Raw genomic sequence first — 13,341 nt, 5'->3', positions numbered from 1 at the left:
GTACGGTTACCATAAACGGTTACTTTCAGAGACGGCTATGTTCCGTGTAAAAACACTGTTTGGTGGGCGATTAAGTTTAAGAAACTATAATGCTCAGGTTGGTGAAACCTACGCCATGATTAAAGCGTTGAATAAGCTCACAGGGTTAGGTATGCCTAAAACGATAGAAATAGCCTAATAATCACCCATACTGGCCGTTTCTATCTGAGATCCAATTAGGAAACAAAGCCTTTACGCGGTCACTGAATACCAAGCGATGAATGGCTTTCGAGAGTTCGATGAAATATTAGGTCTGTTCAGAAAGTTAGATTCGAGCGAGCTGGCTAGTTTGGTTGAACAGTTTGGCAATAACCTTGATTCTCTAGGTTTAGAGACGTTTTTCCGCGATCTATTAACGTTGAATGAACAACGTAAACATCAAGCATTAGAGCAACTTCTGACTTACGCGGCTGCTCATCAAGACCAAGCGGAGTTTGCTTTGGTTATTGAGCTTAGTCATCAGTATCCAAACGATATTGGTCTATTTTGTGTTCTGCTTCTTAACTTGATCACATTGAACCCGGGTGAAGCGATGTATTTGAATGCGAATACTCCGCATGCTTACATTAAGGGAACTGGGCTCGAGATCATGGCAAATTCAGACAACGTTTTGCGAGCAGGTTTAACGCCAAAGCACATTGATGTCGCCGAGTTGGTTGCCTGTACAGAGTTCAAACCGATCCCGTTTGAACGCTTGTTGTTAGCGCCCTCAAAACTGGGTCAATGTGATAGTTATGATATTCCTTTCAGTGATTTTGATTTCAATATCTTTCATCGCCCTCAGCAAGAAGAAGTGATCACAAGCGGTGCTGAAATTTTGATGGCAATAGATGATGATTTAACGCTAGTGAGCCAAAGAGGTGAGCACTTAACCCTTACGAAAGGGCAATCGGTATTTATCCCGGCTTATATTGGTCATTACGAATTGAGCAGTAATGGCTGTGTTGCCAGAGCGTTTAATTAAGTGAGTGCTCAGCTGGAATTGCTATCAAGTTTTGCGAATGAAGATGTTGGCTTAAAGGGCTAATGGAAGAATGAACAAGCCAAATTCATATTGGCTTGTTCATGTTGCCTATCGATTACTTAATAGTCGGCAAGCTTGTTGCTTCCATATTAATCGACATACTCCAAGATTGTTCCTCTCGAATGGACTTAATAGATCCTCGGTTTGTAAGCCAAGCAGTTTGAGTGTCACGAGGTCCGTCATTTTCAAATTGTGTTTCACTTTCTACTTTACATGCATCAAAGGTACCAGCAGGTACAGTGGCTTCTTCTTTACCTAAGTATGTTTCTTGGTAGTTGAAGGTGGGTAGAAAGTAAGGTCGTCCGTTGATAATTTCATCTAATGACGTTTCTACAGATACAGTCCTTAATCCAGGAGACTCAATCCCAATGAATTCACCACTGACTTCGTCATACTCATAGTCATATTGTGATGTTAGCGGTGCATTGGTTGAGGTATCGAAATCTACCACTTGATTGATAATCTTTTGATTATCAGCAATTGCCAGTGGCAACACAGCCTTAGCCGAACCCCAGCCTAGTGAGTCATCAGAGTTAAAGCCCTCTTGACCTAGATAGTGATCTTCAGAGCTATATGAATACTCATACCCCATTAAAACACCTTGCGAATCTTTTATATCGATACGCGTCTTTTCTAGGCTACCTGCTAAGTTAGAAATCCAACTTGGAAGTCCGGTGACTAACGTAACATCATTCAGCCAAGAGAAAGTGTCACCCAAGTAGGTAAACTCATAAGTTAGGTTCTGTGTTACTGCTTCCGGCTCCCACATAGGTGTGCGTTGCACATCGTAAACCGTAACGTCATTAGCTGTAGCGATGAACTGAGCATCCGGCAGTGAGTCGAGACAAGCTTGTAGGTTCAGAGGATGCAGAGGCTGTGGCGTTAATGCGTTATCCAAAATGAACTGTTTAGTTGCTTCGTCAAAGATATAAGCCTCACTACTAGCTTCTTCGATCTCTTTGAAGGTAATACGTACAAAGCCTTCGACTACAGACAAGTAAGCGGAGTTATCTTCTTTTTGGTAGTTAGACCATGTAGCTTGCGAGTGGATAGATTCAGGGATCGTAACTTGACGTAATACCTCGCCATTTACGGATTCATCTTTCCACGAACCGAGTTCTGACAATTTGGAGAATGTAGAATCTAAATTCCATGCTCTTGTATAATAAACTACGGTGCCGTTAGAGAGCAGCTGTGCAAATATTTCAGCATTTTCCATGCCTGCCATTGGAATTAAATCTGCATGATTGTTAGACGCTGTGTCATGACGGTCTGATTCATCTTCAGCAATGGTCGATGCCAAAGTGGCAAGCCATGTATCGCTGCCATTCTTAAAGGCGCTAATGCCGTTACACATGTTATTGAGCGCTTCATAGCGATCCGGAGTGTGCTCGGCACACCAATCACCTTTGTAAAAGGTATAAATGTTGTCGCTGATGTCTTCTACAGACAATTTATATGCGGTTGTGTTGTCAGGGAATTTTAAACCTACTGGCATAATGTTAGACCAAACGTTCTCATCATCCGTTTGATCCATGATTGAACGAACATTGAGCCCACTGATATCTAATTGCTTGGCGCTAGCAACTTCACTAAAAATCGAGCTTCTAGATTCTAGAGTTAAGCTGCCGTCTTCGTTCGGCTTAATGCTGGTTAAGGTATCATCGCTCGCTTCCCAACCGTTTTGTCCTAACACCATGCTATTTGTGTCAGGGGTATATTCAAACTCAACAAATTGCTCAGCAAAGTAATCATAAATATAACTGGTATCGGTAACTGAGTTATCTGCATCAGACTTCAATGTTCCATAGGCAACTACTAAATCTTTGCCAGTGTCATTATCGCCGCCAAACCAATTGATACCGTCTGTTTTGATAAGCTTCGCGAGGTCGGCTTGCTTAGAGCCTTTATTTGCCTCATTTTCTTTAATTTTATCTTCGAGATTAGAGTCATCAATGGCGATGTGATCGCGATTAATACTGCCAGCAATATCGCTTGGGTTGAAGTTATCTCCAGCTGCTTCAATATTTTTTACGACTTCCTCGAGGACTCGAGTGACTTCTTCATTAATTAATGCGGTGAGTGCTTCGACAGAAATACCGGCGCCCGCTGCTGTTTCTGATAGCGCATCCGTGTTCTCTGCCATGACTGAAGCGGTAACTTGAGCAACGCGGTGTAGGTTTTCAAAAGCCGCTTTTTGTGCATCGGCTAAGTCGTTATTGTTTTTGGCTTCGATATAATCTTGCGTTAAATCGAGAGTTGTCCCCAACTTCTCTTGAATAGCTGTTTTAGCTTCTTCTAACGAAGAACCACTCTCTATTTCATTTTGAATCAGAGTCGTTAATGGGCTAATAAATGCGGATTTTGGTGGTGCAGTTAAGCGATAGCTCTTGCTTAGAACGACACCTGGGTTATCGGTATCGATGGTTTGTCCGGCAACCACTTCGATCAACAGAGTACCTTGTTCAAGTTGTTCTTGAGTTAGATTATCAATTGTAAACGAACCATCGTCACCCGTTACGGCACTTGGCTCATCCTTATCACAAATTTTATTACTGTTTAGATCCAAACACGCATTGGCTCCTACCAAATAGCCATCAGCGGCCTTTGCTGTTAAAGACGCTGAAGTTGCTGTTGAACCGCCAGTATCAGTTGTGGAGCTATTTGAACTGTCGCTACCACATCCTGCTATCCCTAGGGCTATTGCCACTGCTAACAGTGAACGTTGACCATTCATGTTAGTTCTCCTATTAAGTTATTGATAAAAATTTACTACTCTGGAATCAATTGGCAGAATGTCATTGATAAATATGACTATTTATAAATTGAATGCCATTGATGAGAAATGTATCAAAGCGGAATGTGGTGGAAATAGCCGGAGTATTTATTCTAGAGACATATCTAACTAGTGGAGTTATATATGCGAGTGATATCTATGGTGAATGTTTGGTACTTGTAATTTACATACTTATCAATTGTAATTATTATATATCTAGTTGTATTTTATAAACTTTTGCAGCTAAGGTGATAAAGTGAGCATCACTGTCATCAACAATTTGATAGCCAAGTGCCTGATAAAAACTGATGGCGCGAGTGTTACTTCTAAAGCTCGACAGAGTGACTTGGTTTCGTTGTTCTTGATGGGCTTTGTTGTGGATGAGTAACATGGCTTTTTTACCAAGAGACTGACCTTGGTATTGAGGGGAAATGATCAGCAGATGAATATGATAGGTGTTTCCGTAAGGCTTAAAGCAGACGAGTCCGACTCTTTCGTTTTTATGGTATATCCAATGAAACCAAGAGGGATGGTAATCGTTTAAAAGTCGCTTACGTTGGAAGTCGTCCTCCCAGCCGAAAACGTTATCTACGTGTATGAAAAGCCCCTGCTTAACAAACGCAAACAGTTCTTCGAATTCAGAATTTGAAACGAGCTGGAATTGTATCTTCTCTTCTTCTATTACCACTCTGTTTACATCCTTATCAAACACCTTTGAATAAGCAAACAGTAACATAATTAAAAAGGTAGTTTTTATCTGTCGTTTGGATTATTTTGATGCAAAAAAGCCATGCGTAGTGCATGGCTTCTGAACTCAATAACAAGGATGTTTTATGCGTTAGTCGTTGTCTTCTGCTTCGATTTCGCTTGCGATGTACTGGCTGTTGACCTTGTAAGCTTCAGCCTCAATACGTTGACCATGTAAAGTATGGAAACTTAGACCATCTTCATAGCGAGTGTTTTGGTTAACGTATACGGTTTGACTGCCTGAGGCTGTCTTAATCACAAAGTTTAATGCTTGCTCGTCGATACTCTGAACCACACCTTCAAAATCGATGTCATTGTCATTCCAATCTTGTGAATCATCGTCGTGTTCAAATTCGATTTCGGTAGCAATATTTTCGCCATTAGTTTGTTTCGTTGTTACTTCGACTTCTGTACCTACGGTCAAGTTTGACTTGTTGCCGTCTTCGTAACGAGTATTGTCATTGACAAGAAAGCGACCTTTGTAGCTTAAATCAAATGATGATTTGTCGTTAGCTACCCAAGTAATAATGCCTTCGATTTCTGTATCATTATCGATCTCATCAAAATCTTCGACTTCCACTTCATCTGCTTTTAATACAGAGTCAGCAATTGAGCCAGTCACTTCAACCCAAAGACCATTAGATAAGTCATAGGTGCTGTCGTCGTTATCGATTTGGGCATTTGAATAGTCGACATTTAGACTTGCACCTAGTTTGAATGTTTTCGCATTGCTATCTAAATCGCTGATCAAACCCTCAACTTCAACCGACTCTGTTAAGTTCGAGTGTTCAAACTTAACAACAGAAAGTACTTTGTAGCCAGCATTTGCGGTTGGTAAAGAAGAGACCATAACCCAATCGCCATTTTCAATTTCACGTGACAGATCTGTAAAGGTCAATGCGATGCCATTGACTTTAAATGTGCCATTATTATGGTTGGCGTCTGAAATAAGACCAACGATGGTCGGTTCAAGACCAACTTGAGCTCCGTTAGTGTGAGCTGAAGCGCTACGAGCATTAGATGAAATGGAAACCATCATGTTCTTTTCTAGGTCTGCAATTGCCACATCTTCGCCTGCATAGTTCGCACTGTCTACTTGATAGCTATAACCATTCACAACGATGGTGTTGCCAGAAACAGAGTCAATGGTACCTTGAATTGCTGATGGAGCTTGCGTGTTGTTATCGTTGCTTCCATTGCTATTGCTGTCACTACCGCCACAGCCAGTTAGAATTAAACCGACAACCGAAATCAGCGCTAACTTTTTCATCTATATACTCTTTATTTAGTTTATTGAGGGTGTATCTTATAAACTCAAACGTGAAGCACTCGTGAAGAAAGGTGAAATAAATCGATGAAAGTTTTGATCGTTGATGACAGCCACAATGTTGCAGAAACCATTGCCGATTACTTAGAGTTGGAAGGGATGGTGATTGATTGTGCTTATCATGGTGAAGCGGCATTGAAGTTAGCGTCTGAGAATTATTATGACGTGATTATTATGGACATCATGATGCCTAAATTGGACGGCATTTCTGCTGTTAGAAAGTTAAGAGAAGAGGTGCAGTGCCCTACGCCAATTCTATTTTTAACCGCTAAAGATAGGTTGGATGACAAAATCGCTGCCTTTCAAGCGGGCGGAGATGATTACTTGGTTAAGCCTTTCGCTATGCAAGAGCTCAGTTTAAGGCTGAACGCATTGGCAAGCCGAGGACCACGTCAAGGTATTGGAAAGCAGAGTTTTGCCGATATTACTCTCAACTCGCAGACCGACGAGGTATACCGAGAAGGTAGGCTTATTAAGTTGAGTCGAATCCAGTTAAAAATACTAAAAGTCCTTATGCGCCATGCGCCAGCAATTGTTTCAAGAATTGAAGTGATTGATTCCGTTTGGGGTGATGAATCGCCAAGCAGTGATGCGCTTCGAAGCCATATTTATGGCCTGCGCAACGCGCTCGATAAAGGGTTTGAACATTCACGATTAGAGACTATTCATGGACAAGGTTACCGACTCAAAGCATAGCGGCTTAAGCCACGCCGATTACCCAAGCATCTACCGAAAAATCCGTCGTAGCTTTGGCTTGATGACCTTGGTCATGTTCAGTCTTTTCTGGACAGTTATTTATATCGCTGAAAACCAGATGGAAGTGATCAGCCTCCATCACTGGCTAGACACTGAAGCTAACCGTTATACGTCTGAATATCAGTCGCTTGGCGAAGATGCGTTGTTGCCGAATGAAAATGAGTTTTCAACCTATTGGAGCGAAAGTGAACTGCCCAATTGGTTAGCTCGATACAAAGAGCCCGGCTTCTATGAACATCTGTTAGGTACAGAAGATAAACATTTTTACGTATTCGAACACCCGTCAGGCAAAGGGCTGATGTATATCTTGTTTCAAGATGACGCCGACGACTACCTCGACGAGTATGAAAGGAGCCTCCACAACTACACCCTCATACTAGGTGGCTTAACCTCCATCTTCATGGTTCTGTATGGGATCTATGTTGTACGCTCGCTGTCGAGGCCACTTAATCAAATAGAAAAGAAAATAGGGCAAATGCACCCTGAGCAGCCAAGTTTTGAAGTTGAGACATCTTACGCTGAAACACGACATATTGAGCAAACACTTTTAGATTCGAAGAATCATATTTCAGGTTTTTTTCAGCGGGAAGAAGAGTTCAATCGATTTGCTTCTCATGAACTTAGAACCCTGATAATGGTGATAAAAGGGTCGGCAGAGCTGCTAACTAAAGTACCCAATCAACCTCCTGTTGCGTTAAAAGCGATTAATCGCTTGCAAGAAGCGAGTGAACAGATGCGAGTGCTGACTGAGATGTTTTTGCTGCTTGGTAAAGAGAGTATCGATGAGCATTATTTCGGTCACTATGACTTGGCAGTCGAAGTTCAGAATCAGTTGCTTGAAATGGCGCCTTTGTTTGCCAAGCAGGATGCGAGTTATGATCTGGACGTCAAAGAGACTGTCACTGTGTATGCGCCAGAGAGCTTTATTACTATTGTATTGAATAACTTAATTAAAAATGCGTTTAGCTACAGTATTGGCGATGTTGGAATTGTGGTGACAGGTTCTCAATTAGTGATCACTAACCGTCATGATGGCAACGAGACTTACAATGCTGGCTATGGTTGTGGCCTAGTGATTGTGCAACGAATTTGTGAGCGAATGGGTTGGAGTTTTGAAACTCAAGATGATGGGCTTCAATTCAGTACTTACTTAGATTTCTCAGTAGATAATTAGGTTGGGTAGCAGGTAGTTTCGATTACAAAAAATGAACCCATTGAGAAGGAGAGTAGTGTGGCTAAGTTAGCCACACTAGCATATGAGTTGTTATACGATCTTAAGCGCGTGATGTCGAGTAAGTTGCTTATGTAGCGAGTCTTTTAATGCCATGCGTTCTACTTTGAGGTTGTGCATGCTGTCGTCATCGATTGGGCTGCCAGAGATTTCTAGTTGGCGGATGTCGTAGTCGAGTTGGTGGTATTTCTGCATGTCTGCTTTGAATTTTTCGTCGTCGTGGTTGAGCTGAACAATGTCTAATTTAAGATCTGGGAAATCTAAGATAAAGGCATGGTTTTCATTGAGCATTGGCACTTCCTCTCTAGTCGAATTATTAACAGTATAGAAGTAATTTTTCGAAAGAAATGTGGTTCAAAACACAAAGCCGTAAAGCGATCAAAAAAGGGCGTAAACTCGTAGGATTATCCTCGAACTTGCGCCCTTTTGTATGTATATAGCTAACTATTTATAGTTATATGTTTAGAACTATAAGAGTTTAAAGCAGAAAGTTTACTTTGCTTTCTTACCAGAGCGTTGCTGCTCTTTGTGTGCAAGCTTCTCTTTTTTGCGTTGCTCGATAAGGTGAGCAGCTTCGCCGCCTACGTGGGTTTCGCCACGAGCATTCGACAGTTGAACTTGCTTTTCACGTTCACGGAAACGGGCTTTCTGCTCGTCGCTGTGCTTATCAATACACTTAGGGCAGCTTACGCCTTTCTCGAAGTGTTTAGAGGCTTTGTCTTCGTCAGTGATTGGCAGGCGACACGCGTTACACACATCGTAACCGCTCTTTTCTAGCTGGTGGTTTACTGCAACTCGACCATCAAATACGTAGCAGTCGCCTTCCCACATACTCTCTTCTTCAGGTACCTCTTCTAGGTACTTAAGAATGCCGCCTTCAAGGTGATAAACCTCATCAAAGCCTTGCTCTTTCATGTAGGCTGTTGATTTTTCGCAACGAATACCGCCAGTACAGAACATCGCAACTTTCTTGTGCTTCTTAGGATCAAGGTTGTCTTCAACGTATTGAGGGAATTCACGGAAGGTTTCTGTGTTTGGGTTTACAGCATTTTTGAAGGTGCCGATGTCCACTTCGTAGTCGTTACGAGTATCAACCAGAATCACATCAGGATCAGAGATCAATGCGTTCCATTCGTTTGGTTTCACGTAAGTGCCGACAACGTGGCGTGGGTCGATGCCCTCAACGCCCATGGTTACGATCTCTTTCTTAAGCTTAACCTTGGTGCGGTTGAATGGTTGTTCTTCGTTGAACGACTCTTTGTAAACAACATCAGCCAAGCGAGAATCTTGTTTGAACCATTGAAGAAGGGCGTCGATCGATTCGCGCTTACCTGCAACGGTACCGTTGATACCTTCACTCGCAAGTAACAAAGTACCGCGGATTTGGTTGGCTTCTAACACGTCAGTGAGTGGCTGGCGAATTTCTTGGTAATCATCAAGTGCTACGAATTTATACAGAGCACATACAACATATTGAGACATGGTTTTTCCTTTCTGCGAGCTGGAACGTAAATCCAGAGCGGTTGCCTGTTTTGATCAGAACTGAGTATTTCAACTTAGTTCTGTCTTGTTGGCTTATTAAAATCAGGCGCAGTATAACCAAGGCGGTGCGGGACAAAAACCAACCAAACGTAGGGCTATTTAACGCCTTTTTTATTGTGGATTTATGGTTTGAGGAACGAAAAAGCCCTGCTGTACAAATACAGCAGGGCTTGGTGTTGAATCTGTCTTACTTAATCAGCGATTACGCTTGGTTAAGTACTTCCGCTAAGCGTTTCACCGCTTCAGTCAGCTCTTCTGGTTTAGCGTTAGTGAAGTTTAAGCGCAGTGCAGCTTTTGCTTCATCAGCCTTTGGATAAAATACTGGGCTTGGTACAACCGCCACACCATTCGATAATAGAGTTTTAGCCAATTCGAAGGTGTCGCACTCTGGGATCTCAACCCAAATGAACATCCCGCCATCGACGGCTTTTAACACGCAATCTGCAGGCAGTTGTTTCTCTAGCTCTGAGAACAGCACTTCATAACGAGACTTGTACAGGGTGCGAATGTTCTCCATGTGTACGCCAAAGTCTTCATGTTTTAGAAGACCAACAAGCAGTGCTTGCATGGGTACACTTGAGTGTAAGTCAGCGCCTTGCTTCACTTTGATCAGTGGTTCAAGGTAGCTGCGTTTGCCTGTTACCGCGCCAATACGTAGACCTGGCGATGCAATCTTAGAGAATGAACGAAGAACGATAGAGTTATCAGGGCAGAACGAAGAAACCAACGGCAGCTCTGTGCCTGTGAAACGTAGCTCACGGTATGGCGCATCTTCAATGAATGCCACGTTGTATTTGATACACAGCTCAGCCACTTTTTGACGAGTTTCTGTTGCCCAGCACACACCGGTTGGGTTGTGGAAATCAGGCACCGCGTAGAACATTTTTGGCGCTTGCTGTGCAAAGCATGTTTCCAATTCATCTAGATTCGGCCCAAATTCGGTTTGAGACACGGTCGCAATGTTTGCTTGAACTAGGCCAAACACCTGCATCGCACCTAAGTAGCTTGGCGCTTCCATCACAACCACATCACCTGGATCGACATACGCACGCGCAATCAAATCCAAACCTTGCTGAGAGCCAGTACAAATCATTACCGTGTGTGACTCTGGCAATTGGTAGCTTTGTGTTAGGTGGTCAAGCAACGGGCCGTAACCGGCAGTAGAGCCGTATTGGAAAACTTCAGGCATGTTCGCTAGGTTTTCTAGCGTTGGCTTCATTAAATCGATAGGGAATGTTTTCTCGTCCGGTAAACCACCGGCCAATGAGATGACATTTGGATCACTTGCGGCTGCGAGGATCTCCCGAATGTATGAAGATTGAATCTGTTGTAATGACTGTGCGATTTCCATGTGTTGTGTCTCGTCGTTTATCGTTTTTATTCTATCGCTTGATATTACACGGCAATTGTAAAAACTAGCGTGTCCGTTTATGCTCTTAAACATGTCCATTTATGCTATTTAAACGATGTCACGTCAACACATATCGCGAATCAATGATGTCCTGTTCCATATTCACCAAGACATCAGTCAGCCTTTGTCTGCCAAAGAGTTATCTGAGATAGCGGCCTATTCAGAACAGCACTTTCATCGCACCTTTAAAAGCGTGGTCGGGGAGTCGTTGCATCAATATATCCGACGCACTCGAATGGAGTATGCAGCCAACCAATTGATGTTTGATACCAGCTCGTCAGTGGTCGAGATCGCCCATAAATGTGGCTTTAGCTCGGTGTCTTCGTTTAGTCGAGCATTTAAAGCGACCTTTAATATGTCTCCGGGCGAGTGGCGTAAACACGATTTACAAGTAGCAGAAAAACCCTATTTGAAAGATTCCGAAGTGGCGGCGGGCTATTTGAATGTGGCGCAGCGAGTATTGCCCGAACCCAAGATCGTTGAAGTGCCTGAACGCATGGCGGCCTATGTTCGACATACGGGTTATAACCGCTCTATTCGCAATGCGTGGTTGATATTGAAAGCGTGGGCGAATTCCGAACAGCGTGATTTTTCGAGCCAATTTGGTTTGCATCACTCAAACCCTGCTTGGGTTGAAATGGATCAGTGTCGTTATGTCGCGTGTATCGCGATTGATGAGCCGATTAAGTATCGTAGCGTAGTTAATCAGATGGTGATTCCGGGCGGCTTACACGCTGTGTTTCGACTAAATGGCCGCTATGGAGAACTGCTACCACAGATCAGTATGGTGTTAGAAAAGTGGCTACCCACATCTGGTTTCAAACAGCGCTCGACTCCCGCGTATGTGCATTATCATCAGAATCATTTTCTCAACACCGATGAAGTGTTCGAACTCGATTTCTACCTTCCCGTGAGCTTTTACTAATCGATGGTTGTGCTGTTTTGTTGAACCAGACTTTGATCTTTTGTTGAGACAAATTAGCACAACCAATAGCAGCTAACGATTTTATGCAGTTGGCCTAAGATAAAGATGCTTTGTTGATAATCTACTCTAAGTAAATGATGACAACGTACGGATTAAACGATAGCATTTCGTTCTAATTGCAAATAGTTCTTAATATCACTCGATAGAATATGACCATTACCCACAAAGATTATCTGAAAATCGCTTTCCCTTTCATCATCTCAACGGTGACACAACCTCTGTTAGGTGCTGTGGATACCGCTGTTATTGGCCAACTTGGTATTGCTGAATTGATTGGTGGCGTAGCGATCGGCACCATCATTATGAACACCATGTATTGGTTGTTTGGTTTTTTCCGTGTCAGTACCACGGGCCAAAGTGCGATGGCACTGGGTAAGGGAAACCGCACTGATTTGGCGGGTAGCTTGATGCGTCCGTTTGTGCTGTCTGGTTTAGTGGGTTTGATCTTTATCTTGATACAACCACTCATCTGGCAAGGCGCAATGTGGGTGATAGAGCCTGAAGCCAATGTAGCCGAGCACGCGCATATCTACTTCAGTATTTTGGTTTATGGCGCGCCTTTCGTGTTGCTTAACTACACCATTATTGGTTGGTTAATGGGACAGGCGAAAGCCAAAGACGTTCTTTATACACAAGTGTTTGGTAATGTGTTGAACATTGTCTTGGATGCGGTGTTTGTACTTTATTTCGATTTGGGTGTCGCAGGTGTGGCTTACGCAAGTTTGATTGCACAAGTTACCACCTTTGCGATTGGTGTGACCTTGGTGATGAAGACCAGCAATATCTCGGTCTCTGAGTTCCTGCAAGGCTCGAAGATGACCAAGAAAGACCTATCGACAATCATCTCTTCGAATACTGATCTATTGCTTCGCACCATTTGTATCTTGGTGTTCTTCAACATGATGGCGCGTACTGGCTCTAAACTGGGTACCGATGTTCTAGCGGCTAACGCGATCTTGATGCAGGTGACTTTCATAGTCAGTTACATGTTTGACGGCATTGCCAACGCATCAAGTGTATTTGCGGGTAAAGCGGTGGGACAGAAGAATCCTTCAATGTTGGATCGAGTATTAAGGCTTAACTTCCAATGGACGGCAGGTTTCATTGCTGCGCTGACGCTTTTAACCCTGATATTCAAAGACATGATTGTTTTCTTGTTTACCGATATTCCAGCGCTGGTTACCTTGTATCAAGAGATGGCCCCGTGGCTGATTGTGTTCCCGCTAGTGGCTGGCTTTGGCTTAACGGTTTACGGCATCTTTACCGGAACGGGAACCACGCGTCCGGTTAGAGACTCAAGCATCGTGACTTTGTTGGTATTCTTAGCGGTACAGGCATTCACCATCGATATTTGGGGCAATCATGGTTTGTGGCTTGCGTTTACTCTGTTCTATCTTGGGCGTATTGCGTTCCTGTATCCGTTCATCGCACAAGTTAAGCAGAAGTGTTACCCAGTCGAAGATACCGCTCATGGTGCCATTAACTAAGTAACCTAATCACCAC

At 43.1% G+C, this 13,341-nt stretch carries 10 protein-coding genes and 2 pseudogenes; 6 read left to right on the top strand and 6 right to left on the bottom strand.

What is annotated here, in order from left to right:
• A pseudogene (locus AB4375_RS16695) lies at window positions 1-178 on the top strand (IS5/IS1182 family transposase); the annotation flags it as partial.
• Between the two features lie 54 nt (window positions 179-232).
• Window positions 233-1,003: pseudogene (gene manA, locus AB4375_RS16690) on the top strand (mannose-6-phosphate isomerase, class I); the annotation flags it as partial.
• Window positions 1,004-1,118: 115 nt separating this feature from the next.
• Here the strand turns inward: manA and AB4375_RS16685 are convergent.
• From AB4375_RS16685 to AB4375_RS16675, 3 genes are all read right to left on the bottom strand, one after another.
• Window positions 1,119-3,800, bottom strand: coding sequence for a hypothetical protein (locus AB4375_RS16685; protein WP_372052056.1), 2,682 nt, complete (start codon window positions 3,798-3,800; stop codon window positions 1,119-1,121).
• 247 nt (window positions 3,801-4,047) lie between these two features.
• Entirely contained in the window at window positions 4,048-4,575 is a 528-nt protein-coding gene (locus AB4375_RS16680) for an N-acetyltransferase (protein ID WP_170962798.1), read from the bottom strand.
• Between the two features lie 102 nt (window positions 4,576-4,677).
• Entirely contained in the window at window positions 4,678-5,856 is a 1,179-nt protein-coding gene (locus tag AB4375_RS16675; protein ID WP_017107697.1) for a DUF5666 domain-containing protein, read from the bottom strand.
• 84 nt (window positions 5,857-5,940) lie between these two features.
• On the opposite strand from AB4375_RS16675, the gene AB4375_RS16670 reads away from it, so the two are divergent.
• Together AB4375_RS16670 and AB4375_RS16665 are read left to right on the top strand one after the other, a co-directional pair.
• Window positions 5,941-6,609, top strand: a complete 669-nt coding sequence (locus AB4375_RS16670; RefSeq protein WP_017068552.1) for a response regulator transcription factor — start codon at window positions 5,941-5,943, stop codon at window positions 6,607-6,609.
• Entirely contained in the window at window positions 6,581-7,843 is a 1,263-nt protein-coding gene (locus AB4375_RS16665; RefSeq protein WP_017068553.1) for a HAMP domain-containing sensor histidine kinase, read from the top strand. The genes AB4375_RS16670 and AB4375_RS16665 overlap by 29 nt, the downstream gene beginning before the upstream one ends.
• A gap of 90 nt (window positions 7,844-7,933) precedes the next feature.
• Here AB4375_RS16665 and AB4375_RS16660 read toward each other — a convergent pair whose 3' ends face one another.
• The 3 genes from AB4375_RS16660 to AB4375_RS16650 form a co-directional block, all read right to left on the bottom strand.
• On the bottom strand, window positions 7,934-8,191 hold the full coding sequence (locus AB4375_RS16660; RefSeq protein ID WP_010432560.1) for a YdcH family protein: 258 nt from the start codon (window positions 8,189-8,191) through the stop codon (window positions 7,934-7,936).
• Between the two features lie 201 nt (window positions 8,192-8,392).
• Complete coding sequence (locus AB4375_RS16655) at window positions 8,393-9,382, bottom strand: rhodanese-related sulfurtransferase (protein WP_017065056.1); 990 nt, start codon at window positions 9,380-9,382, stop codon at window positions 8,393-8,395.
• 262 nt (window positions 9,383-9,644) lie between these two features.
• Window positions 9,645-10,793 carry a PLP-dependent aminotransferase family protein gene (locus AB4375_RS16650; RefSeq protein WP_017061551.1) on the bottom strand — a complete coding sequence of 383 codons (1,149 nt, stop codon included), beginning with the start codon at window positions 10,791-10,793 and terminating at the stop codon, window positions 9,645-9,647.
• 115 nt (window positions 10,794-10,908) lie between these two features.
• Between AB4375_RS16650 and AB4375_RS16645 the strand changes: the two genes are divergently transcribed.
• Window positions 10,909-11,778 carry a GyrI-like domain-containing protein gene (locus tag AB4375_RS16645; RefSeq protein WP_029235574.1) on the top strand — a complete coding sequence of 290 codons (870 nt, stop codon included), beginning with the start codon at window positions 10,909-10,911 and terminating at the stop codon, window positions 11,776-11,778.
• Between the two features lie 209 nt (window positions 11,779-11,987).
• Entirely contained in the window at window positions 11,988-13,325 is a 1,338-nt protein-coding gene (locus AB4375_RS16640; protein WP_372052054.1) for an MATE family efflux transporter, read from the top strand.
• Window positions 13,326-13,341: the final 16 nt, after the last annotated feature.

It is taken from the genome of Vibrio sp. 10N.261.51.C6, from assembly GCF_041471785.1.
Lineage (GTDB): Bacteria > Pseudomonadota > Gammaproteobacteria > Enterobacterales > Vibrionaceae > Vibrio > Vibrio crassostreae_C.
The sequence above is the reverse complement of the archived record's forward strand: the minus strand, read 5'-3'. Positions and strand labels throughout refer to the sequence as shown.